Annotated in this window: 22 protein-coding genes and 1 pseudogene; 9 read left to right on the top strand and 14 right to left on the bottom strand. The window is 70.6% G+C overall.

The features are described 5' to 3' along the window. Nucleotides 1-134: 134 nt before the first annotated feature. Both ACFYPD_RS32580 and ACFYPD_RS32575 read right to left on the bottom strand, forming a co-directional pair. On the bottom strand, nt 135-824 hold the full coding sequence (locus tag ACFYPD_RS32580) for a sulfotransferase domain-containing protein (RefSeq protein WP_387122129.1): 690 nt from the start codon (nt 822-824) through the stop codon (nt 135-137). A gap of 302 nt (nt 825-1126) precedes the next feature. Continuing rightward, on the bottom strand, nt 1127-2305 hold the full coding sequence (locus ACFYPD_RS32575) for an IS701 family transposase (RefSeq protein ID WP_387122126.1): 1179 nt from the start codon (nt 2303-2305) through the stop codon (nt 1127-1129). Between the two features lie 386 nt (nt 2306-2691). On the opposite strand from ACFYPD_RS32575, the gene ACFYPD_RS32570 reads away from it, so the two are divergent. After that, complete coding sequence (locus tag ACFYPD_RS32570; protein ID WP_387122123.1) at nt 2692-3882, top strand: aromatic acid exporter family protein; 1191 nt, start codon at nt 2692-2694, stop codon at nt 3880-3882. Between the two features lie 232 nt (nt 3883-4114). Here ACFYPD_RS32570 and ACFYPD_RS32565 read toward each other — a convergent pair. The 12 genes and pseudogenes from ACFYPD_RS32565 to ACFYPD_RS32510 all read right to left on the bottom strand — a co-directional run. Then, a pseudogene (locus ACFYPD_RS32565) lies at nt 4115-4525 on the bottom strand (helix-turn-helix domain-containing protein); the annotation flags it as partial. A 398-nt stretch (nt 4526-4923) separates the two neighbouring features. Next, nucleotides 4924-5952, bottom strand: a complete 1029-nt coding sequence (locus ACFYPD_RS32560; RefSeq protein ID WP_387122120.1) for an alcohol dehydrogenase catalytic domain-containing protein — start codon at nt 5950-5952, stop codon at nt 4924-4926. Beyond that, nucleotides 5939-6586: a GntR family transcriptional regulator gene (locus tag ACFYPD_RS32555; protein WP_387122117.1), complete on the bottom strand. Its 648-nt coding sequence runs from the start codon at nt 6584-6586 to the stop codon at nt 5939-5941. Before ACFYPD_RS32555 ends, ACFYPD_RS32560 begins: the two co-directional genes overlap by 14 nt. Further along, nucleotides 6583-7443, bottom strand: coding sequence for a 2-deoxy-5-keto-D-gluconate 6-phosphate aldolase domain-containing protein (locus tag ACFYPD_RS32550; RefSeq protein WP_387122114.1), 861 nt, complete (start codon nt 7441-7443; stop codon nt 6583-6585). The genes ACFYPD_RS32555 and ACFYPD_RS32550 overlap by 4 nt, the downstream gene beginning before the upstream one ends. Next, the gene (locus ACFYPD_RS32545; RefSeq protein WP_387122141.1) at nt 7440-8429 is read right to left on the bottom strand and encodes an alcohol dehydrogenase catalytic domain-containing protein; all 990 of its coding nucleotides are present in this window, start codon (nt 8427-8429) and stop codon (nt 7440-7442) included. The genes ACFYPD_RS32550 and ACFYPD_RS32545 overlap by 4 nt, the downstream gene beginning before the upstream one ends. 5 nt (nt 8430-8434) lie before the next feature. Further along, nucleotides 8435-9250 (bottom strand): carbohydrate ABC transporter permease, encoded by an 816-nt coding sequence (locus ACFYPD_RS32540; protein ID WP_387122111.1) that lies wholly within the window; start codon nt 9248-9250, stop codon nt 8435-8437. Further along, complete coding sequence (locus tag ACFYPD_RS32535; protein ID WP_387122108.1) at nt 9247-10200, bottom strand: carbohydrate ABC transporter permease; 954 nt, start codon at nt 10198-10200, stop codon at nt 9247-9249. The genes ACFYPD_RS32540 and ACFYPD_RS32535 overlap by 4 nt, the downstream gene beginning before the upstream one ends. Before the next feature lie 3 nt (nt 10201-10203). After that, a complete protein-coding gene (locus ACFYPD_RS32530) occupies nt 10204-11499 on the bottom strand; it encodes an ABC transporter substrate-binding protein (protein ID WP_387122105.1) in 1296 nt (431 codons plus the stop codon). A 2-nt stretch (nt 11500-11501) separates the two neighbouring features. After that, nucleotides 11502-12614: a diphosphate--fructose-6-phosphate 1-phosphotransferase gene (locus ACFYPD_RS32525; protein ID WP_387122138.1), complete on the bottom strand. Its 1113-nt coding sequence runs from the start codon at nt 12612-12614 to the stop codon at nt 11502-11504. 2 nt (nt 12615-12616) lie between these two features. Then, nucleotides 12617-14068, bottom strand: coding sequence for an aldehyde dehydrogenase family protein (locus tag ACFYPD_RS32520; RefSeq protein WP_387122102.1), 1452 nt, complete (start codon nt 14066-14068; stop codon nt 12617-12619). Further along, nucleotides 14065-15246 (bottom strand): mandelate racemase/muconate lactonizing enzyme family protein, encoded by a 1182-nt coding sequence (locus tag ACFYPD_RS32515; protein ID WP_387122099.1) that lies wholly within the window; start codon nt 15244-15246, stop codon nt 14065-14067. The genes ACFYPD_RS32520 and ACFYPD_RS32515 overlap by 4 nt, the downstream gene beginning before the upstream one ends. 189 nt (nt 15247-15435) lie before the next feature. Then, nucleotides 15436-16218 (bottom strand): DeoR/GlpR family DNA-binding transcription regulator, encoded by a 783-nt coding sequence (locus ACFYPD_RS32510; RefSeq protein WP_387122096.1) that lies wholly within the window; start codon nt 16216-16218, stop codon nt 15436-15438. Between the two features lie 124 nt (nt 16219-16342). On the opposite strand from ACFYPD_RS32510, the gene ACFYPD_RS32505 reads away from it, so the two are divergent. From ACFYPD_RS32505 to ACFYPD_RS32470, 8 genes are all read left to right on the top strand, one after another. After that, complete coding sequence (locus ACFYPD_RS32505; protein WP_387122094.1) at nt 16343-17209, top strand: hypothetical protein; 867 nt, start codon at nt 16343-16345, stop codon at nt 17207-17209. 1 nt (nt 17210) lies between these two features. Continuing rightward, nucleotides 17211-17936 (top strand): TSUP family transporter, encoded by a 726-nt coding sequence (locus ACFYPD_RS32500; RefSeq protein WP_387122091.1) that lies wholly within the window; start codon nt 17211-17213, stop codon nt 17934-17936. Continuing rightward, the gene (locus ACFYPD_RS32495; RefSeq protein WP_387122088.1) at nt 17930-18340 is read left to right on the top strand and encodes a YidH family protein; all 411 of its coding nucleotides are present in this window, start codon (nt 17930-17932) and stop codon (nt 18338-18340) included. The genes ACFYPD_RS32500 and ACFYPD_RS32495 overlap by 7 nt, the downstream gene beginning before the upstream one ends. Further along, entirely contained in the window at nt 18337-18711 is a 375-nt protein-coding gene (locus ACFYPD_RS32490) for a DUF202 domain-containing protein (protein ID WP_387122085.1), read from the top strand. The genes ACFYPD_RS32495 and ACFYPD_RS32490 overlap by 4 nt, the downstream gene beginning before the upstream one ends. A gap of 303 nt (nt 18712-19014) precedes the next feature. Next, entirely contained in the window at nt 19015-19212 is a 198-nt protein-coding gene (locus ACFYPD_RS32485; RefSeq protein WP_387122083.1) for a hypothetical protein, read from the top strand. Nucleotides 19213-19344: 132 nt separating this feature from the next. After that, on the top strand, nt 19345-19629 hold the full coding sequence (locus ACFYPD_RS32480; protein WP_387122135.1) for a transposase: 285 nt from the start codon (nt 19345-19347) through the stop codon (nt 19627-19629). A gap of 50 nt (nt 19630-19679) precedes the next feature. After that, a complete protein-coding gene (locus ACFYPD_RS32475; protein ID WP_387122080.1) occupies nt 19680-21023 on the top strand; it encodes a family 43 glycosylhydrolase in 1344 nt (447 codons plus the stop codon). Nucleotides 21024-21212: 189 nt separating this feature from the next. Beyond that, nucleotides 21213-22448, top strand: a complete 1236-nt coding sequence (locus ACFYPD_RS32470) for a hypothetical protein (RefSeq protein ID WP_387122077.1) — start codon at nt 21213-21215, stop codon at nt 22446-22448. The last annotated feature ends 7 nt before the right edge of the window (nt 22449-22455 follow it).

The following is a 22455-nucleotide window of genomic DNA, read 5'->3' as shown; positions in this document are numbered from 1 at the left end:
GCGCGACTACCGCCGCGCCGCCCACACATTGGCCGACGCCGCTTCCGGCATCGCCAACCTCCACAACATCATCCTCACCGGCTGACCACCGGCCCGGCCCCGGGCAACACCTTCACCCAGTTACGAGACGTCCCTTAGCGGTAGCCCAGGAGCGTCATCGCGGCGCAATTGTCGGGCCGGGACCAGAAGAGCTGATGAAGATCGTCCGAAAGTTCGTCGAGATGGGTGCCCGCCTGTCCTCGTCGAAAAAACCCCGGATCGATTGCGTGTAACTCCTCGAACGACGGAATGCCCACGTCGACCCGCGGCGTGATCCCGGACAACAGTAGTTCCGCCATCACCCGCTGGACGGATGCTCGCGGCTCACGTACGAGGTCTTCGTACCTGAGCATGACCCGATGGGGTGCTGGTGGCAGCAGCCAGCTAAGCGCGTTCTGCCCCCAACTCCCGGTCCCGACCGTGTCTTCTCGGTTGATCATCGCTCTCAGTTCGGTCTCGAACTCGCGACCTTTCCCTTCGCTGTTGAGCCGAGCCCATGAGACCAGCGAGTCTCTGCCGTCGCGGACGAGGCAGATGGCTCGGTCCGACTCGTCGACGTCGTCATCGCGCTGCCTGTGCGTCTTGACAAAGTGCACCTGCTCGTCAGTCCGCATCGCGCGGATTGCCGCAGGCCGCTCCTCGAACCCGACCAGGGCCGCGCCCAAGCGTGTGGCGACGCCGTCGACGTCGTATACGACGGACGTCCGTACGCCGTATAGACGGCGCAGCAGGATGCGGAGGAACGTGTTTCCCGAGCGTGGAAACGAGGACACCCACACGATCATGGGCAGCAGCCTAGGCGCGGCCGCCGGGCGCCGGCACCGGCCCGCACGGCCGCCTTCCGTGTCGAGGTCCACGACTGCGCGGGGCACCTCGAGAGCGAGGCAGGCCAGGTCCCGGTGGTCCAGATGGAGGGGCGGACACCGACATCCGATCGCCGGAGGGGGACGCACAACGTCGAACTAGTGACGCAAGGGGACAGTTCGGGATGGCCGGGGGAGCGTCGGGGGCTCCAGCGGCTAGTACTCCAACGTCACTTCGCCTGTCTGCGCTGGTAGTGGGCTCGTCGGGCTCTGGCTTGGGATGTTCATCGCCAGGTCGACCAGTGCAGGATGTGCTCTGGTGGGAGCGTCACGGCGAGGACGAAGGCGTTGAGGATTCGGCGGATCTCGGCGACGGTCAGCGCGATGATCTCCGGGTCGGCGGCGGGCTGCTGCGCGGCGAGGATGGTTAGGACGGCCAGGGCGAGCATGGCCAGGGTGATGAAGCGGTGCCAGCCGGTCCAGCCGCGGACCTGGTAGTGGTCCAGGCCGACCTGGCCTTTACCGGTCTGGAACAGCTCCTCGATGCTCCAACGGGAGCCGGCGACGGTTACGAGGGTGTGCAGTGGCACCGGTCGGGGTGACCAGCACAGGTAGAAGGCCAGCTCGCCGGTGGTTCGGTTGCGGCGGATCAGCAGCCACCGATGCTCACCTGGCTGGGTGGCGGTGGTGATCCAGGCCCACAGGTAGTCGCGGGGTCCTTTCGCCCCGAGTCCGCAGCTGTGCTGCTGCCACTCACGCCTGGGTATCCGCTCGGCGAGTTCGTCGACGCGGATGAGGGTGCGGCCGTCGTTGATGTGCACGCGTCGGTCGCAGCCGACGGCCAGGACGTAGCCGATCCCGCGGTGTTCCAGGTCAGCGCGTAGGCCGGGGTCGGCGCCGTAGACCTCGTCGCCGGTCACCCACCCGAACGGGACTCCGGCATCCAGGGCGGCGGCGATCATCTGCCGGGCGAGGGCAGGCTTCGTGGCGAACCCGACCTGGTCGGGGACGCCGGCGGCGGCGAGGCGGTCGGGCTGCTGACACCAGGTCGTCTCGGGTAGGTAGAGCCGACGGTCGATCATCGCCCGCCCCTCGGGCGACACGTAGGCCAGGAACACCCCGACCTGGCTGTTCTCGACACGGCCGGCGGTGCCGGTGTACTGCCGCTGGACCCCGACCGAGCACAGGCCCTTCTTCAGGAAGCCGGTCTCGTCGCAGGCCAGCACCGCGTCGGGGTGCCCGAGCTGTTCGATCAGCCAGGCCCGAACGTCGTCGCGAACGGCGTCGGCGTCCCACACCGCCGTGCGCAGCAGCCGCTGCATCGCCTGTGGATCGTCGTGACCCGCCCGTTCTGCAAGCGACCAGCAGGTCTTGCGTTCCACGCCCGACAGCAGTCCTTCCACGAACTGCCCGGCGGTCCGACGTGGCTCCGCCCGCACGAACCGGTCAGCGACACGCGTCACCGCCTCGTCGAGGATGACCCGCCATCCGGCGGGGTCTACGCTGTGGCACGCGGCCACCGCACGATCTTCGGTTGTCCTCACAAACCATCGATGATCAACGCGGTGGCCGTCTTCATGCCCGCGCCACGCCCAACGCCGAAACCAAGTGACGTTGGAGTACTAGCCCATAACCGACGCATCCGGACGCGGTCCCGGTCTGCGGTGGCCGGTCACCGCGGTGTCGTGGGCGAGGGTGCGGCATGGCGTGAGCAGAGCGGCTGGCGCAAGCAGCGTTTGCACCAGCGCCCGCCCAAGGATGGCCGCGCGGGGGCGGCCGTGCGCAGCACGAGGACGAAGGTGTTTGCTCGTCGAGTCATAGCCAGTCTGTCCGCCGGGTAGAAGCACGCATGCGATGGCCAGCAATGGCGTGGTTTTCGACACGGACGTATCCGCGGGACGGGAACCTTCATGCTGCTCGCGCGGATGCGCTGGTGCGACGGTGGGAGGAGCGGAGCAGGGCCACCGAGCGTGACCGGTGGCGGCAGCTGCGGATGTACTGCATCGTGGCGGTGCAGGCGGGGCTGGCCGCGGGTTTGGCATGGGCGGTGGCGCGGAGAGTGGGTGTGAGCACGAATCCGGTGTTCGCGCCGATCGCCGCCGTGAGCACCGTGGCCGCCGCGGTTGGTCAGCGGCTGCGCCGTACGGTCGAGCTGGTCCTTGGGGTGGCGTTGGGCATCGGTGTCGCCGACGTGCTGATCAGGTTCACGGGACGTGGGACGTGGCAGACCGGGGGAATCGTTACCGCCACCATCCTGCTGGCCATCGCGGTATCCGGGCGCGGCGGGCTGATCACGCAGGCTGGAGGCACCGCCGTGCTGGTGTCGACGGTGGCGCCCACCGGAGCGCGTGTCGAGGCCCCACAGATCGTCAACGCGGTTATCGGCGGGCTCACCGCGCTCACCGTCGTGATTCTCCTGCTGCCGCTGAACCCGTTGCGCACCGTCGAGCGGGCCGCCGGCCCGGCCCTGGCCACCCTGTCGGAAGAACTCGCCGCCACGGGCCGTGCCTTGCGCCGACGTGAGGCGGACGTGGCGCAGTCGGCGCTGCAGCGGCTGCGGGCCATGGATGGGCAGCTGCAACAGCTGTCCGAGGCGCTGCAGGGGGCCAGCGAGGTGGTCCACTACTCCCCGCAGCGGCGCCGCTGGCGCAACACATTGAGGCAGTACGTCGACGCCGCCGAACACCTCGGCCGGGCGATCCAGGCCAGTCGGGGCATTGCCCGCCGCGCCCAGAGCGCGATCGAAGACCACGAACGGAACCTCGATGTCCTTGGCGGCGCCGTCACCACCCTCAGCGCGGCCGTCAGCAAACTGCACACCGACTTCGTCAACGGCCGCAAACCCACAATCGCCCGCCGGACGACACTCACCGCTGTCTCCCAGGCAGGGCAAGCCGGACGCGACGGACTAGACCTGTCCGGCGCCGTCGTCATGGCACACGTAGCCACGATCGCCGGCGACCTGCTACGCGCCACCACAATCCCCCGCGCAGACGCCAACCGTCTCGTCCGCCAAGCCGTCAAACACGAGCCTGTGTAAGGTGCTGGTCCCCGGGGTGTGGCGTCCAAGGCAAAGGGGAAACACTGCCGCGCCTCGTCCCGCGGTGCCTGTCACGACAGGCCCCGCGCCCGCAGTGTGTCGGCCGCGGCCGCAGCTGCGAGCACGACGCCGCCAGCGGCAGGTGAGTCATCACGAGAAGCCGAGAGGCCTGAGACGGACGGCGAGGCGCACGCTGCGGAAGGCGTACGCCTGACTGAACGCCTCGTACGAGACCGCAAGCAGCCGATATGGGCCGGCGGCCAACGCCGAACTGATCGCTGCCCAGTTTCTTGATGTCGACGTGGACCAGGTCGCCGGGCGCGGCATGCTCGTAGCGGCGGACCGGTGCTGCGGTGGCCCGATCCAGGTGGGCCAGCCGGGCCACCCCCGCCCGGCGCAGTACCGCGTGGCATGTTGAGGCGGGCATGCCGAGCCGGCCGGCGATCCGGGCCGGTCCCCACCGCCGCTTCGCCCGCAGGTGCAGCACCTTCCGCTCGACCGGCGCCGGAGTACGTCGCGGACAGCGGCGGGGACGGCTGGACCGGTCGACCATCCCCGCGACCCCGTCCGACCGGTAGCGGTCGGCCCACCGCTTCGCCGTGGTTGGGCTGACCTGGAACCGCTCAGCCGCCCGCCGAACCGGGCGGTCTGGGACACCCGGGCGGCGATGGGTGTGGTGCGCCGGTTCGCCGCCGGCGGGCTGGATGCGGCGGCCCGCCGCGGTCGGCATCGTGGCTTGGTGGTCGGGGCGTTGAACGAGACCGGCCAGCAGAAGCAGGGCGAGGCGACCTGTGGGGCAAAACGGCAGTACATGGGGTGCGCGGGCCGCGTCGCCAACGGGATCGATCGCGGAACCGATACTCCCCCAGTGAGGCAGCGTTTGATCTCGCGGTCGGTTTTGCCTTGGGCGCCGGCGCCGGCGCCGGCAGCAGCAGGCGGACAAGTCGTCTCAAAGGCACCATGCCAGTCAGACCTAGAATCACGCCTGCCGCTGCCGGCTATCGGCTCACGATTGCGGAACCGATGCCGCCATGCTCACAGTCAGCCCTGTGCGGCGGCGATGCCGTGCGGGGCGATGAACACCTTGTCGGCCGTGCCTGTCTGCTGCGCCTCGAGGGCCTCCGGTAGCTGGTCCAGGCCGTAGAAGGCCGGACGCAGCCGGTCCAGGCCCAGGGTCGGCAGCATCTGCACCGCGCGGTGGTGCGTGTACGGGTTGATCACCGCACCGACGAGCGTCAGCTCCCGCGCGAAGATCTCGTTGGGGCGTACCCGGGCCTCGTCGTCGGGCCGGGCCACCCCGAAGACGAGGATCCGGCCGCCCCGCGACGACACGGCGATCGCCGATTCCAGGATCCGGCCGGAGCCGACCGCGTCGATCACGTGCGGGAAGCCGAGCCCGCCGGTCAGCGCGGTGGCCTCGTCCATGGACGCCGGGTCGAGGGCGGCGTCGGCACCCATGCGCAGCGCGGCGGCCCGCCGGTCGGCGCGCGGGTCCAGCACCACGACCGGCGCGAGGCCGCGGGCCTTGGCGAGGGCCACCATCATGGCCCCGGCCGGCCCGGCGCCGAAGATGAGGATCGGCAGCCCCGAGCGCGGGTTCAGCTGGTCCATACCGTGCAGGCAACAGGCGAGCGGCTCGGTCAGCGCCCCGATCCACGGCGGCGTCGCGTCCGGCAGCCGGTACGCGATCCGGGCCGGCACCACCATCCGCTCGGTCATGCCGCCGTCGAGCTTCACGCCGTACCCCCGCTTGCTGTCGCAGAGGTGCTCCTGGCCGAGCCGGCAGTACGTGCACCGGGTGCAGTAGTCGTGCGGCTCGACGGTGACCAGGTCGCCCACGGCCAACCCGTCGACCGCCGGACCCAGCTCGGTGATCCGACCGCACACCTCGTGGCCGAGCACGACCTGCGGCGCGGCGGCGAAGCTGCCGGCGACGATGTGGCTGTCGGTACCGCAGACGCCGACCGCGAGGGGTGCGATCGCCACCTCCCGCGGGCCGAGCGGCGCCGGTTCGGACTTCAGCAGCCGTACGTCGCCGGTGCCGAAGAAACGGGCCTCAGTCAGCAGCACGCAGCAACTCCTTCAGTCGGCGGATGTGGGAGCGCGCGGCCTCCTCGGCGGCCTCCGCGTCACCGGAACCGATGGCCTCGAAGATGGCCTGGTGGTCGTGGACGGCCTGGACCATGCCACCGGTCAGGCTGGTGGAGCGCATCGCCACCAGCACCCGGCTCTGGACGCTGTCGAGCATCCGGGCCAGCACCGGGCTTTGCGCCGCCTGCCGGATCTCCCGGTGGAACGCCGCGTCCAGTTCGATGTGGCGGGCGAAGTCGCCTTGCTCCGCGACGGTGCGGTGCTCGGTGAGCAGCGCGAGCAGGCTACGCCGTAGCGAGGCGTCGTACTTCTCCGTCGCCAGCCGGGCCACTGCTCCTTCCAGGACCTCGCGGGCCTCGTAGAGGCTCACCAGTTCGGCGCGGGAGATGCGGGCGACCTCCGCGCCGCGGTTCATCGTCTCGGCGACCAGGTTCTCCTGCACGAGGCGGATCACCGCGTCCCGGACCGGGCTGCGGCTGACGTGGAACTCCTCGGCGAGGGCCGGGACGCTCAGACGCGCGCCCGGCCGCAGTTCGCCGGAGATGATCCGGTCGCGGAGGGTCTTGTAGAGCACCTCACCGACGCGCTGGTCGGCCTGAAGAGAGCTGGTCACTGGAGGAACGTCCCTGCGAAGTGGCGGTAGTTGGCAGCGACCGCCGCGATCGCCTCGGGCCGCGTCAGGTCGCCGGCCAAGAGTCCGCGCAGCGAGTCCCACCAGATGCTACGGCCGATCGCGAAGCCCGTGAACCCGTTGGCGGCGGCATCGGTGAGCCAACCGTCGACTGTGGCTCGCGGGGCGTTCGCGCCCAGCAGGATGCACTCGCCGCCGGTCTGCGCGGCGAGGTCGGCGGCCGTCCGGTAGTGCTCCGGCGCGCCGAGGTGCTCCAGCTTCCAGACGTCGACGGGCACCTCCTCGACGATCTCCGCCATCGCCCGGTGGATGAGCCCCGGCCGCACCTCGGTGTCGAACGCCTCGCTCGGGATGCTCCGCTGCTCCGGCGTCGGCGGCACGAGCAGCTCGAAGAGGAACCGGCCGCCGGAGTCCCGGACCGCTTGCGACACCTTGGCCAGCCGGGACCGCTGCTCGCGGTTGTCCGACGCCGACCCCTCGACGTTGTAGCGGACCAGCACCTTGGGGAACTCGGGGCGGAAGTGGGCGAGGAACCCCGGCAGGTCGGCCGGCTCGGTCTCGTACACGTCGCAGCCGCCGCGTTCGACGGGCATGCTCAGCGTCACCCGGTGGGCGCGCGCCCGCTCGGGCACCCCCGCGCCGAGCTGGTCGTCGACCAGGAGGCCGGCGTGCGCGGCCAGGCGCGGCTCGGCGTCGAGGGCGGCGAGAAGTCCTTCGAGGACCATGTGCTTGCCGTCGGTGATCGCCGCGCGCTCGCCGGGCAGCGCGGTGGCGGTGTGCCCGTAGAGGGCCTGGGTGAGCCAGGGACGCTGGTCGACGGCGAGGATCAACAGGCTCATCGGGTTACCTCCGACACGGGATGGGCGTCCGCCGACACGATGCAGGGCTTGACGTAGTCGCCGGCCACGAAGCGGGCGAACGCCTCGGGCAGCTCGGGTAGGGTGAGGGGCTTGACGATGAGGTCGCGCAGCGACGCGCCCATGACGCGCAGCAGGTCCCAGTTCGCCTCGACCTCGTTGACCGGGAAGTAGAAGGACCGGACGGTGTAGCAGTCGGTCCGCCGCCAGCGCGGCGTGGCGGGCATGGTGTACGGCTCGTTCGACTCGCCGAGTGCGACGACCGTGCCGCCGGGCCGGACCACCCGCTGTGCCGTCTCCCGGGCTGCGTTCGCGCCGCTGACCTCGACGACCATGTCGTACTGGTTCTCGGCGGACAGGTCGCCGGCGGGCGTCGCGCCGAGCGTCGTCGCGGCGTCGAGACGGGTGGGATTGGGGTCGAAGGCGTCCACCGCGATCCCCATGGCCCGGGTGACCGCGACGACACCGAGGCCGAGCGGCCCGGCGCCGACGACCAGCGCGCGATCCACCGAGTCCTGGGTTCGCAGTGCCAACCGCAGGGCGTGCGCGGCGGTGCCGACCGTGTCGAGCCCGAGTACCGCGACGGACAGCGGGATGTCGTCGGGCACCGGCAGGACGCACCGTGCCGGGACGTCCACGTGCTCGGCGAAACCGCCGTCCCGTTGCCAGCCGATCAGCTGCGACAGGTGCAGGCACTGGTTGGTGCGGCCGGCGGCGCAGCGCGCGCACGTACCGCAGAAGACCGGGATGTAGACGATGCCGCGCGTGCCCTCGGGCAGCGCACCACCGACGACCGTGCCGCCGATCTCGTGGCCCGGGACGACGGGGGAGCCGCTCTGCAGCAGCCGCTTGTCCGACCCGCAGAGCGCGCAGACGTCGACCCGCAGGCGAACGTCGCCCTCGGCGACGTCGCCGAGCGTGGTCTTCTCGAAGGTGATCTCGCCGTTGCCCTGGAAGCGGGCCCGCATGGACGTCACTTGACGGCTCCTCCGGTGATGCCGCGGACCAGCCAGCGCTGCGCGAAAAGCGTCAGCAGCAGGGCGGGCGCGGAGATGAGCGTGCTCGCGGCCATCAGGCCGCCGAAGTCGTTGGAGCCCTGGCCGATGAAGTTGAACGCGATGACGGTCAGCGGCAGGGTCCGCTCGTTCGCCAGGGCCAGCGCGAACAGGAAGTAGTTCCAGCTGAAGATGAAGCTGAGCGTCAGCGCGACCGACAGCCCGGGCAGGGCCAGCGGCAGGGCGATCCGGCGGAACCGCTGCCAGGCGTTCGCGCCGTCGATCAGCGTCGACTCCTCAATGCTGATCGGGATCTCCTCGAAGAACGGCACCAGCAGCCAGATGCACAGCGGCAGCGTGATGATCAGGTGCGCGACGATCAGCAGCGTGTAGTTGAGCGCCACGCTGTCCGGGCCGCCGACGCGGATCGAGAGCACGAACAGCGGCAGCACGAACAGCACGCCGGGGGCCATGCGGGCCAGCAGCGTGACGAAGCCCAGCGTGGCCAGCTTGCGGCGCACGATCACGTACGCGGCGGGCGCGCCGAGGACGAGCCCGAGGATCGTCGACCCGCCGGCAACGATGAAGCTGTTGGCGATGTAGCGGCCGAACTCGAAGCGCTCGAAGAGGTTGGTGAAGTTCTCCAGCGTCAGCGGCGACCCGACGTTGAACAGCGAGCCGGTGATGTCGACGTTGTTGCGCAGCGACGACCAGAGCATGAAGAGCACCGGGCCGAAGAAGATGACCGCGAAGACGAGGTATGCGGCGTACACGCCGCCGAGTCGCTTGGTCATCGCGCGGCCCGCTGCCGGAACCAGGTGAACCCGCCCGCGATCACGATCACCAGGGCGAGCAGGGCGATCTGCAGGGTGGCCGCGTAGCTCGGCTCGTGGTCGACGAAGCCGGCGTTGTAGCCGTACACATTGAGGGTGTTCGTGGAGTTCACCGGACCCCCCTGGGTCATGATGTAGATCGTGTCGAAGAAGCGCACGAGATCCACGGTGCGCAGCAGCATCGCCACCGTGAGCACCGGGCGCAGGAGCGGCAGGCCGATGTTCCAGGCCGTGCGCCAACCGCTCGCGCCGTCGATCGCGGCGGCCTCGAACGGCTCCTCGGGCAGCGACCGGATCCCGGCCGAGATGATTAGTGCCATGAACGGCGTCCACTGCCAGATGTCGACCAGGGCGATGGACCAGGGCGCGATGTCCGGGTCGCCGAGCCACACCACGGGGTCGATGCCGACCTTGGCGAGGATCTGGTTGGCCGCGCCGAGCGACGGGTCCATGATCAGCAGCCAGACCAGGCCGACCGCGACCGACGCCGTGATCGCCGGGATCAGCATCATGCCCTGGAAGATCCGCCGGCCCGGCACGTCGAGGCTCATGACGTACCCCAGGGCCAGCCCGAGGACGGTCTCCACCAGGAGGCAGACCACGAAGAGGAACAGCGTGACCTTCAGCGAGTTCCAGAACTCCGGGTTGCCCAACATCTCGGCGTAGTTGGCGAACCCGAGGAACCCCGTGTTGGTCCCGTCGGACTGCCGGTCGCTGACCGAGAGCCAGATCGTGTACGCCACCGGCACCAGCACGAGCACGGCGGTGACCAGCACGGCCGGCAGCGCGAACGGCCACACGCCCCGGGCGGTCGGGTCGACCCGGCGGCGACGCCGGGGCGGCGCCCCCGCCCCCGGCGCCGCGCTCGCGGATCCGGAGGCGGTGGGCGGCTTCGTCATCAGGTCACTCATGACTTATCCGGCGTTCTTCGCCAGCAGCGGGGTCAGGCCGTCCTGGATCTCCTTGGCGGCGGCGCCGGCGTCCGCCTGGCCGAGGATCACCTTGCCGACCGCGTCCCCGACGAGCTTGCGCATCTCGGGGGCGGCGACACCGACCGGACCGACCTCGGTGGAGCCGTTCGTCTGCACGTTGGCGAGCGCCTGGCTCCACTGCTTCAGCGTGTCGGTGTTCAACGTGTCGGTGTACGCCTTGTCCTGCGCCACCGAGGTGCGCGGCGGCGCGATACCACCCTCGGTCAGCTTGAGCTGGGTGGCCTTGCCGGTCGCCCACTCGATGAACTTCCAGGCCGCGTCCTTGTGCTTCGAGTAGGAGGACATCGCGATGCCCCAGTTCAGGACGGTCGACTTCGAGCCCGCCGAGCCGGCCGGGAAGTCCAGCACGCCGATCTTGCCGACCACCTTCGAGGTCTTCGGGTCGTTGATGCTGCTGATCTCGTTGCTGGACTCCAGCTCCATGGCCGCGTTGCCCGCCGCGAAGAGCGCCGAGGACTGGGTAAAGGTGTTGTTGACCACGCCGGGCGGGCCGTACTCCTTGGCGAGGGTCGCGTACCGCTTGATCGCGTCTACAGCGCCCGGCGCGTCGAAGTTCGGAGTGCCGTCCGGCTTGGTCCACTCCACGCCCTGGGAGTGCAGGAACGGCCCGAAGGTGAACGGCAGGGCGGCGGACTGCCCGCGCAGCGCGATCGGCGTCACCTTGCCACCGGACTTCTGCTTGATCGCGGCGGCCACCGTGGGCAGCTCGTCGAGGGTCTTCGGCGGCGTGATCCCGTACTGCTTGAACAAATCGGTCCGGTAGTAGAGGACGACACCCTCGACGTTCACCGGCGCGGCGATCATCTTGTCCCGGATCGTCATGCCCGTCTTGACGGCGGCCGGGAAGTCAGCGGCGTCGTACGCGGCGGACTTGCTCATGTAGTCGTCGAGCGCGGCGTAGTAGCCGGCCTTGCTAAACTGGAGGCCCTCGCGCGACGGCAGGGTCATGAAGACGTCCATCGACGAGCTGCGCGACTGCAGCGTCAGCGAAATCTTGTCACGGGCCTGCTGCTCGGCGAAGGTCTGCACCTTCACCCTGACGCCGGAGGCCTTCTCGAACTCGGGGATCAGCGGCTCGATGGCCTTCTGCCACGGGTGGTTGGACATGACGATGGAGATCTCGTTGGCGCTGCCGCCCGAGTCGCCGCCGCCGCAGCCGGCGGCGAGCCCGCCGACGAGGGCCAGGGCGAACCCGGCGCTCAAGAACTTGTGCCGCATCTTTATGCCTTTCCGTTCTGACCGAGGAGTGGGAAGAGCCAGTCGTAGAAGTCGCCGAGGTCGGCGGGGTCGGTGGTGCGCCACCGCGGGGGTACGGGCCGGGTCCGGCCGGCCACCTCCGTGAGCGGCACCGGGTCGTACACGGTCTCTCCGGCACTGCGGTGCAGGCCGACCATCAGTCCGCTGGCGCGGTCGGCCAGCAGCTTCGCCGCGTGCCGCCCGGCCTCCGCCGCCTCCGCCCGGTCGACATCGCTGGCGAGCGCGCCGCTGCTGCGCTGCACCATGCCGAGCACCTCGCCGCGGGCGGCGACATTCAGCTCGGTGCTCACCAGCCCGGCGAGCGCCCGGGAGACGCCGCCGAGGATGATCCGCGTGTGGTTGACGGCCTGGAAGGGGTCGTCGGTCATCTCGCTCGCCGCGCCTTCGCTGACGACCACGAACGCCCGCCCGTGCGCGTGCAGAGCGTCCTGCACGGCGGTGAGGAACGCCGCCCGGTCGAAGGCGAGCTCCGGAATCAGCACCAGGTGCGGCGCGTGCGCCGGATCGTCGCGGTGCCACGTCGCGGCGAGGGCCAGCCAGCCCACCGAGCGGCCGAGGGTCTCCACGATGCGGACCGGTTCGATGCCCGCCATCGCCGCGTGGTCGCGGGCCAGGTCCGGGACGACGGTCGTGAGGTAGCGGGCGGCGGAGCCGTACCCGGGACAGTGGTCGATGCCGACCAGGTCGTTGTCCACGGTCTTCGGGATGCCGACGACGTTCAGCTCGCGCCCGGTCGCGGCGGCGCGCTGCGCGAGGGCGTGCAGCAGCGCCATCGTCCCGTTGCCGCCGATCAGGGCCAGGCCCTCGACACCGTTGGCGGCCAGCACGTCGAGCGTGCGGTCGAGGTCCGCCTCCGTGACCGCCCGCCGGCCGGCGCCGAGCCAGGATCCGCCGTGCCGGGTCGCGGCGGCCGGCACGTCGGCGGCGGTGACCGGAGTCAGCCGGCCCTCGACCAGGCCGTCCGGGCCGCCCCGCAGCGCCAGCACGTCGTGATCCGCAGCCGCCTCGAGGAAGCCGCGGAGGCTGGCGTTGACGACGCTGGTCGGTGCGCCGGTCTGTCCGATGAGCAGGCGCATCGTCACCCCTGCGCCTTCGAACCGACGGACAGGAAGGTCTGGAAGGCTTCCAGGCCGGGGCGGCCGCCCTCGTACCCCAGGCCCGAGTCCCGCACGCCGCCGAACGGGATCCACGGCGTGTTCGGGGTGCCGGTGTTGATGCCGACGATCCCGGCGGAGAGCCGGTCGGCGACGGCGTGGGCGCGGTCGAGATCCGCGCTGCACACGTAGCCGGCCAGGCCGTACCCGGTCGCCTGGTGCAGGGCCAGCGCGTCGTCGAGGTCGTCGTAGACGTGGATCGGCGCGATCGGCCCGAAGATCTCATCGGTCATCACCTGGCTGCCGGCGGGCGCGTCCAGCAGCACAGTTGCCGGGGCGAAGTGGCCCTTCTCCGGGACGGCCCCACTCGTGACCTTCCGCGCGCCCTTGCTCACCGCCTCCTCGACGAGCGCGGCCATCCGGGCCGGGTCCGAGGCCGGCGCGAGGGGACCGAGGTCGGTGGCCGGGTCCGTGGGGAGGCCGACGACCATCTTCTCGGTCGCCGCGACGAACGCCTCGGTGAACTCGGCCGCCACCTCGCGGGCCACGAAGATCTGGTTGGCGGCGATGCAGGACTGGCCGTTGTTGCGGTACTTCGCCACCAGCAGCGTCTGCGCGGCCGCCTGCGGATCCGCGTCGGGCAGCACGAGGAAGGGCGCGCAACCACCGAGCTCCATCACCGTACGCAGGAAGCGCGGCGCCGCGGCCGCGGCGACCAGCCGCCCCACCCGGGTCGACCCGGTGAAGGACACGACGCCGACGCTCCGGTCGGCGAGCCACGGATCGACGACGTCGGCGGGTGTGCCGAGCACCGTCGACAGGACCCCCGCGGGCACGTGCCGTTCGACGACCGCGGCCAGCACCATCGACGACAGCGGCGTCAGCTCGGAGGGCTTGAACAGCACCGGACACCCCGCCGCCAGCGCCGGCGCGATCTTTCGTGCCGGGATGGAGACCGGGAAGTTCCAGGGGGTCAGGACCGCGGCGACACCGGCGGGCCGCGCGGTCACGCGGTGCCCGATCCCGGGTACGACGGCGAGCTGCTCGGCCTCCTGCCGGTCCAGCAGGTCGGCCATGATCCGGAAGTAGGCGACCGTCAGCCCCAGCTCGGCCGCCGACTCGGCGAGCCGCTTGCCGCTCTCCCGAGTGATCAGCGCGGGCCACTCGGGCTGTGCCGCAAGGGCCTCGACGTCCGCGGCGATGGCCCGCAGCGCCGCCGACCGTGCGTCGCTCGGCGTGCCCGCCCAGGCCGGCAGGGCCTGCTGGGCCAGGCCGAGGGCCGCGGCCGCGTCGGCACTGTTACCCGTGCTGACCTCGGTGAACGGCTCGCCGGTGGCCGGGTCGAGCACCGCGAGCCGCGGTCCGCCCGCCACCCGGCCGGCCACGCGTACGGCGGTGGCGGCCGAGAGGATGTCGTTGACGATGGGGTCGGTCACGGTAGCTGCTCCTCGTACGCGTCGAGCTGGTCCTGGTCGAGATCGATGCCGAATCCGGGCCCGTCCGGCACGCGGACCGTGCCGTGGGTGGTGAGCAGGCCGTCGGCGGCCTGCCGCAGCGGGTTGGAGCGGATGTCCCACTCGATGAGGCGGGTCGCGGGCGAGATCGCGCCGGCCTGGACGGTCATGGCGGTGGCGACCGCGCCGTTGTAGAGGTGCGGGTTCACGGTCCGCCCGGCTGCCGTCGCGGCGGCCAGCACGTCCAGGTACTCGGTGACGCCGCCGACCTTGCCGAGGTCGGGCTGCAGGATCTCGACCGCGTCCAGGTAGGGCTCGAACGCCGCGGCGCCGTAGAGGTTCTCCCCGGTCGCCAGCGGCATGCCGGTACGGCGGGTCAGCTCGGCCAGCTCGGCGGGGCGGTCGCCGGCCAGCGGCTCCTCGACCCACGCGACGCCGAGGTCGGCCAGCGCGGGAACCATCTCCAGCGCCTCGGTCAGCCGCCACGCCTGGTTGGCGTCGGCGAAGACCTGCACCTGGTCGCCGAGGATCCGCCGGGCGGTCCGGACGTTGGCGAGGTCGGTGTCCGCGCCGAACCCGACCTTGACCTTGACCGCGGTGAGCCCCAGCGCGGCGCAGCGGTAAGCGACCTCGGCGACCCCGGTGGGCCCGAGGCTGGAGCCGTACACCGGCAGCTCCGTGCGGGGGGCGGCGCTGAGCAGCCGGGCCAGGCTGGTGCCGGCGCGGCGGGCGGCCAGGTCCCACAGCGCCATGTCGACACCGCTGATCGCCTGGTGGACCGGACCGGGGGCACCCCACTGCCGGCCCAGTGGCGCCAGCTCCGCGAGCAGCGCCCGCTGGGCGGTGGCCGGGTCGGGGAAGCGGCGGCCCGTCAGGAGCGGCGCGACGCCGTCGTGGATCGTGGCGATCCGCTCGCGCCACGCCCAGGCCGGGTAGTTCGCCCAGCTCTCGCCGACGCCGACCGAACCGTCGGCCAGCTCGACCTCGACCAGGATCATCACGCGGTGGGTCAGCGGCGCGAAGGACATGGCGATCGGCTCGGTGGGGCGGGCCCGGAAGACCCGGCACCGCACATCCGTCACCGCGGCGTCCGGCAGCGCGGCGTCCGGCAGCGCGGCCGCGCGGGTCTCCGCGGCAGAGGGTGCGGCCTTGAGGTCCATGTGCCTTCTCTCACGTCGACAGGATCTGCATGCAGTGTTGAACGCAGTTCACCGAGACGTCAAGACCACGAAACAAGAAAGACCGCGAGTTGAGATGGCGCGAAAGGGACTTAGGCCTCCCTCGGGCAGCTTTAAGTGCGGGAGTCGCCCCTGCAGCGGACGGTTCCCGAGCGGGGGGTCCCGGTCGACCTACGCGGTCACGACGCGGGTGCCCGTGCGGCGCGCGGCCGCGGCCACCGCGTCGGGCAGCGGACCGTCGACGACCAGGGTGTCGATGCGGTCGAACCCGCACACCTGGACCGGGGCGGTGGCCGTCAGCTTGCTCGCGTCGACGAGCAGCACGACCTCGTCGGCGATGTCCATGAGGGCGTGCTTGGCGCTCAGCTCGACCTCCGAGCGCACGTACGCGCCGCGCTCGTCGACCGCGCTCGCGCCGAGGAACAGCAGGCGCACGCGCATGCGCCGGACCAGGTCCAGCGCGGCGAAACCCACCATCGCCTGGTTGTCGTGCAGCAGCTCGCCACCGATCCCGATGACCCGTGACCTGGGCCGGGACAGCATATGGGCCAGCACGGGAACGGAATGGGTGATCACACAGCCGTCGAAGTCCTCGGGCAGCGCGTGGGCCACCTCGGCCGTGGTCGTGCCACTGTCGACGCCGATCGTGTCGCCGGCCTGGACCAGGCGGGCCGCCGCGGCGCCGATCGCCCGCTTGGCGCCGGCGTGGCTGAGCGCGCGGGACGCGTAGCCGGGACCGCCGACGCCGCCCGGCGGAAGGCTGACACCGCCATGAACCAGCAGCACCTCGCCGGTCTGAGCGAGCCGGCGGAGGTCGCGGCGGGTCGTCATCTGGGAGACGCCGAGCTGGGCGCTGATGTCGGCGACCGAGAGGAAGCCGGCCCGGCGGAGCGCGGCCATGATGTGCGTCCGCCGCTGCGGGGCGCCGTCGTAGCGCATGGCTTCCACTGACACGTCGGTAGTCTAGCCCTTGTTCTTTGGCTAACAGGGGATGGTAGTTTTCTAACATCTTTTGATCTCAGCGCCTCGACGTCGCCGACTGCGGCGGCGGACCGGCCGCTCCCGCGCTGGAGGAACAGTGACCGCCGACCCCTCGATCCTCGCCCGCCCGTCCGGCGGCTACGCCATGCTCGCCGTCGACCAGCGCGAGGCGCTACGCGCCATGTTCGCCGCGCGCCAGCCGGAGCCGGTGACCGACGCGCAGCTGACCGCCTTCAAGGTCGACGCGGCCCGGGCGCTCAGCCCGTACGCGTCCGCGATCCTCGTCGACAAGCAGTTCGGCTGGAACGCCGTGATCGCACAGAACGCGGTCGACCCGTCGTGCGCCCTGATCGCGGCGGCCGACGCGTTCACCCCGAGCGCCACCGAGTTCGTCGCGGACGTGGCGATCGACCCGGAGGTCGACCCCGCGACCGTGCGGAAGGAGGGCGCGAAGGCCCTCAAGCTCCTGGTGCTCTACCGGCCGGACGAGGCGCCGGAGCCGCGGATCACCATGGTCACCGACTTCGTCGCGCGCTGCCGCGAGGCCGGGCTGGTGAGCATCATCGAGCCCGTGTCCCGTGGCCCGCGAGACGGGGGCGCGTACGACCACGAAGCGGGAATCCATGCGGCGGCCCGCGAGCTGGGCGCCCTCGGTGCCGACCTCTACAAGTCGGAGGTGCCGACCCACGGCAAGGGGGCCCCGGACGAGATCACCGCCGGGTGCGCCGCGCTGTCGTCGGTCATCAGCAGCCCGTGGGTGGTGCTGTCCTCCGGCGTGCCCGCGGAGGTCTTCCCCGACGCCGTGCGGCTCGCCTGCCGGGCCGGCGCTTCGGGCTTCCTCGCCGGTCGGGCCGTCTGGGCGTCCGTGGTCGGCAGCCCGACCATGGCCGACGACCTGCGCACGATCTCGGTCGACCGGCTGCGGCGCCTCGCCGACGTGGTTGACGACGCCGTGTCGCGCTGACATGCCGCCCGTCGGCGACGTGCTCGCGGTCGGCGCGGTCGCGCTCGGCGCCACCATGCAGAGAGCGACCGGCCTGGGCTTCGCCCTGGTCGCCGCCCCGTTCCTGGTCGTGATCCTCGGCCCCTTCTCAGGGGTGACGCTGGCCAACCTGCTCTCCGCCGTGATCAACCTGATCGTGCTGTGCGTGACCGCCCGGGCGCTGCACCGCCGCGTGGCCGTCCAGATGATCGCCGGTGTGGTTCTGGCCCTGCCGCTGGGCGTCTGGGTGGTCCGGGAGCTGCCGGGCCCGGTCCTGCTCGTCGGCATCGGCCTGATCACGGCGGGATCGGTGACCTGGGTGGCGGCGGGCCGGAGCATGCCGTTCCTCCGGCGTGGGGGCGGGGCGGTGGCCTCCGGGTTCGCGTCCGGCTTCTTCAACACCACGGCGGGCACCGGCGGACCGCCGCTCGCCGTCTACGCCGCCAGCACCGGCTGGGAGCACCGGAGCTTCGTCCCGACCGTGCAGCTCGTCGGCCTGGTGACGAACCTGCTGTCGCTCGCGGCGAAGGGCGCCCCGGTCCTGTCGTGGCGACTGCTGCTGGCCTGCGGCGCGGCGATGCTGGCCGGGATCGGCGGCGGGCACTATCTGGAGCGGTGGTTGCCGGAGACCGCCACCCGGCGCTGGGTCCTGGCGCTCGCCCTCACCGGAAGCGTCATCGCGATCGTCAAGGGGCTCTCGGCGTGGTGAAACCCCACTCCACCGCCCCGCACGCCGACAGCCAGGCGTCTCCGGGCGCCTCGACCCGGTGGCCTCGCCGCGTCTTCAGCCAGGGCAGCGACCCCGATCCACGGTTCAGCCTGGCCAACGAACGCACGTTCCTGGCGTGGATCCGCACCTCCCTGGCGCTCTTCGCCGCAGGCGTGGCATTGGAGGCGGTGAACCTGCCCATCGTGCCCGGGCTGCGCCGAGCGGCGGCGATCGTGCTGATCCTGCTGGGTGCCGCCTCCCCGGCCCAGGCCTGGTTCGGCTGGGTCCGCACCGAGCTCGCCCTGAGACGGGGGAGAGGCCTCCCACCGCCGCTGATGGCCGTACCGGTCGGTGCGGGCCTCCTGCTCGTCGGCATCCTGGTCCTGCTGGGGCTCATCCTGTGACCGGCCCTGGTCACTCGCTGCCCTCACGCCCCTCCCCGGGATCGGACGCGTCGGCTGATCAGGGGTTGCAGATTGAACGGACAGTGCTGGCGTGGCGCCGCACCGCAACCGCCTTTGTCGTCGCGGCGGCCGTGGCCGGTCGGTTCCTCCTGCCGCACCTCGGCGGCTGGGCGTTCCTGGCCCCCATCGGCAGCGCGGCGACAGTGATCATCGTCGCCGCAGCGGCGCTGCGACGCCGTCTCCCGCCCTCTGCCGCTCCGGCCGTGCTGAGTTCGGCCCGCGCGCCCGGTCCCTGGCTGGCGGCGGTCACCCTCGCCACCGCCGCCGGCGGTCTCAGCGTGGCGCTCGCTGTACTGCACGCCTCACACTGACCTCACCACCATGCCGAAGTAGTATCCGAGACCTTCGGGAGCGGGCGGTACATCTGGCTGGAGCACAACGGCGGCCTCACCATCGAGTGGGAGACCATCGGATCGATCGCACGAAACTGGTGATGGGGCTCGGCCGAGACGCTGCTCGACGAGGTTATTGTGTTGAACCTGCCCTACGGCAGGAGCGGCAGCCCCGCGCCTCCCGGCGGGGTTCGCTCAAATTCGTAAATGTGTTCGGCATGCGATCTAGACCTGCGAGGACCCAGGATTGAAACATTACTGATTCTCGTTGTTTGCTGGCCCTTGGCATGGTTCTGGCCCGCGGCGGCGGTGCCGGCGCTGGCGAGGCCGGTCATCTTCGGCCATATGATCTCGGGCCCCGCGCTGGGGAAGGCCGGGCTGGGTATCGACGGCGTCAAGAAGGTGGCGATCGAACCCGGCAGCATCGTGCGACCTCTTGATCCAGCTGCATCGATGCCGCAGGCATCTGGCCGATATTGATCGAGAGGATCAAGCAGTCCTTGCCCAGTAGATCTCGGCAAGAGTGAGGTCTTCCATTCGGGGCAGCGGATACAGGCGTAACGGCAGCCGGCCGAGACGTGATCAGCGACGTCGGGCCGGTCGAGGAAGGGCCTGCCGGAGGCGGTGGAGGCGACCTGGCCGCGCACGACCGTGCAGACGTGTGTGGCGCACCTGCTGCGCAACTCATTCTGGTACGCGGCCCGGCAGGACTGGGACAAGATCGCCAAGGCGCTCAAACCGGTCTACGCTGCGGCGACCGAGGACGCCGCGACCGACCGCTTCATGGAGTTGGCCGACGCCTGGGGAGAGAAGCCCCTGATGTCGGTGCCAGGCGGCGGCGGGGGCGCATCAAAAACCATTTTGTCATCTATTCACTGTCGAAATCAGGCTCACTAACCTGCCTCGCAGGCAGGGCAGACGTCCTGCATGACTGGAGGACGTGACTGATGAGCAGTTCCGACAACGGGTTGCACGTCGACCGGAGGTCCTTGTTGGCCGGTGTCGCTGGCTTCCTCGGAGTGGCGACACTTCCCGCTACCGCGGCGCAGGCGGCGTCGGCGGAGGTCACGTCGACGCGGCCGTACCCGTCGAACTGGCCCGACCCCCAGCCCTACGGGCTCGCGGACAACCGGCTGGACCTGTGGCCGCGTCAGGACAACTCCTTCATCCTCCCGCTCGAGCTGCGTCCGCGGGACGAGGAGCGCGGCCAGGTCTGGATGCGGGACACCTACGTCAACTGCTTCGTCGTCGACGGTCGTCCGATGTACGTCGCCACGGGCACCACCCGGGTGCCAGGGCTCGACGCGGCCGGCCCGTGGAACGACGGCATCTTCGTGTGGGTGTCCCCGTCCCTGCGGGGACCGTGGAGGTTGGCCGACACCACCGGCATCCGGCCCGACGCCGAGCGGGGCAAGGTGTGGTCGCCCGAGTTCGCCGGCGAGAACCGGCCGGGACGCACCGTCGTCGCTCCCTGGCAGGAGTACTGGTACGACGACCAGTTCGGCAAGCGCGGCCAGGCCTGGGCGCCGGAGGTGCACTACTTCCGCGGCACGTGGTACATCGTCGCCTGCATGGGGGACCATTCCCGGAAGGTCGGGTCCTTCCTGCTCGTGAGCGAGGGCGGGGTCGAGGGCCCGTACCGGCTCATCGAGGGCAACCTCGAGAAGCCCTTCGGTGACTCGTTCATCGGGGGACCCAAGTTCATCCAGCCCGGCGCCTACCACCACATCGACGGCAGCCTGTACACCGAGGGCGACGACGCGTGGCTCGTGCTGCACAACGACCTGTACGCAAAGTTCCGGGACGACATGGAGGACGTCATCCCGACGACGAACCTCCCGAGATTCCAGCAGATGCCCTACTCACCCGAGCCGTATCTCGAAGGCGCGTACGTGTTCAAGTACGAGGGGCGGTACTACCTCCTCCAGGCCGCGTGGGACCGCACGTCGATCAATCCCGACGGCAGCACCCGGTACGCCTACGACCCGCCCGGCCCCGGCCGCACGCAGTATCAGTACGACGCGATAGTCGCTGTGTCGGACAATTTCGAGGGACCGTATTCCAAGCGGTGGACCGCGGGTGTCGGCGCTGGCCACAACAACTTCTTCGTGGATCGCAGCGGCCAACTGTGGGCGACGTTCTTCCGTAATCCCAACTTCGGCTACTGGTCCGACCCGTCGCGCCTCGCCGACGCCGCTGTGCCCGGTGTCGTGCGCGTCGAATGGACCGGCCCGGAGGGCGGCCACCTGTACGTCGAGCGCCGGAACCCGGGCCGGACGACAACCGCCTGACTCACCCGCGCGGCGGCCGTTTCTTCTACCCGGAAAATCGGCCGCCGCGCTGTGCTTCAGCCCCTGTCCCGGCCACCCGGCATGGAAATGGCGTCGAGGTGTCCGGCCAGCCCGGGCCACGCCACATTGGATTGTGCCGCGTCATTGCCGGAAAAATGTGGCCCTCCTAACGTCGGCAGCGCAATCCAAATGCCTCTCGGAAGGAATGGAATGTTACGTCGACTGTTGTCGGTAATCGCCGTGACAGCTGGACTCGTGTCGGGTGCATCGGCCGTGAGCGCGCAGGCCGGTGTTGCCCGCGGTACGACGCCCGACGGTTCGATGACCCGCGCACACGCCGCCGACGGTGTTCTCGGTGCCAACTTCAACCAGAATCTCGGGAGCCTCAACTACCGGGAACTGCAGGCCGCCCGGGCCACCTGGATCCGGGGATTCTTCACGATGCCGGACGCGGACCACGGCGACCCCGCGGACACGACCACGCTCCATACCGTGCTGGACGCCTCGCGGCGGGGCTACGGCACCGCACTCAGCCTGAAGTTCCCCCTGGCCGAGACGGAGATGCCGGCGGCGGGCACCGACGCGATGGCCGGCGAGCTGGCCCGCCTGGACAAAGTTCTTCCGGTCGTCATGGGACGGGTGGACCTCCTGGTGATCGGTAACGAGCCGTTCATCGAGAGCCGCCCGCAGGACCGCACCGACGTCCTGAACGACTTCTACGAGGCTGTGGCCCAGCGGGTCATCGCCTACCGCCGGGCGCAGTGCCCGCCGGCCTGCAAGACCCGGCTCTACATGGGCGCGCTCAACCGCCTCGACCTGCCGGACCGCCACACACCGGCCGCTGAACGCTGGATGCGGTTCGTCCGGGAGACCCCCGACATCCAGGGCGTCGACATCCATCCGCACGTGCCGAGCCGGGAAGCGGCCCAGCCGTTCCTCGACTACGTACTTCCTCGGCTGCGACCCGACCAGACGTTCCTGGCCACGGAGTTCTCCCTCGTCTGGTACTGGAAGGAGCACATGAGCGACCCGATCTCGGCCGGCTTCGCCGAGCGCTACGGATTCCCTGCCGACGCGAAGGTCTGGCAGGTGATCCAGGCGGCCATCGCGCACCCGTTCCCGCAGCAGCAGTGGGACGACTTCCTGTCCAGCAGCCCCTGGTTCGAGAGCCAGCGACACTACCTGCGCGACCAGATGGAAACGCTCCGGGCCACCGGGCGGTTGGCCATGGCCGGCTACGGCTTCAGGCAGGACACCCTCATGGTGCAGAACTTCGGCCCGGACAAGGTGCCGTGGTTGCTCAACAGCGTGTTCGCGCCGTACACGGTGCAGTCGGCGCCGAACGGGCTGGCCGGACGAGGTTACCCGTGGATCGATGACTTCCGCGACCTGCAGCTGGCTCCTGAGCACAGCCAGGGCGATTAGCACCAGT

Source organism: Micromonospora sp. NPDC005299 (assembly GCF_042872345.1).
GTDB lineage: Bacteria > Actinomycetota > Actinomycetes > Mycobacteriales > Micromonosporaceae > Micromonospora.
The sequence above is the reverse complement of the archived record's forward strand: the minus strand, read 5'-3'. Positions and strand labels throughout refer to the sequence as shown.

Coding starts and splice junctions, on each gene's coding strand:
- ACFYPD_RS32545 (WP_387122141.1), bottom strand. CDS start 8,429: ATGCGGGCCCGCTTCCAGGGCAACGGCGAGATCACCTTCGAGAAGACC.
- ACFYPD_RS32535 (WP_387122108.1), bottom strand. CDS start 10,200: ATGAGTGACCTGATGACGAAGCCGCCCACCGCCTCCGGATCCGCGAGC.
- ACFYPD_RS32540 (WP_387122111.1), bottom strand. CDS start 9,250: ATGACCAAGCGACTCGGCGGCGTGTACGCCGCATACCTCGTCTTCGCG.
- ACFYPD_RS32530 (WP_387122105.1), bottom strand. CDS start 11,499: ATGCGGCACAAGTTCTTGAGCGCCGGGTTCGCCCTGGCCCTCGTCGGC.
- ACFYPD_RS32580 (WP_387122129.1), bottom strand. CDS start 824: ATGATCGTGTGGGTGTCCTCGTTTCCACGCTCGGGAAACACGTTCCTC.
- ACFYPD_RS32525 (WP_387122138.1), bottom strand. CDS start 12,614: ATGCGCCTGCTCATCGGACAGACCGGCGCACCGACCAGCGTCGTCAAC.
- ACFYPD_RS32515 (WP_387122099.1), bottom strand. CDS start 15,246: ATGGACCTCAAGGCCGCACCCTCTGCCGCGGAGACCCGCGCGGCCGCG.
- ACFYPD_RS32500 (WP_387122091.1), top strand. CDS start 17,211: ATGCCGCCCGTCGGCGACGTGCTCGCGGTCGGCGCGGTCGCGCTCGGC.
- ACFYPD_RS32570 (WP_387122123.1), top strand. CDS start 2,692: ATGCGATGGCCAGCAATGGCGTGGTTTTCGACACGGACGTATCCGCGG.
- ACFYPD_RS32475 (WP_387122080.1), top strand. CDS start 19,680: ATGAGCAGTTCCGACAACGGGTTGCACGTCGACCGGAGGTCCTTGTTG.
- ACFYPD_RS32470 (WP_387122077.1), top strand. CDS start 21,213: ATGCCTCTCGGAAGGAATGGAATGTTACGTCGACTGTTGTCGGTAATC.
- ACFYPD_RS32550 (WP_387122114.1), bottom strand. CDS start 7,443: ATGAGCCTGTTGATCCTCGCCGTCGACCAGCGTCCCTGGCTCACCCAG.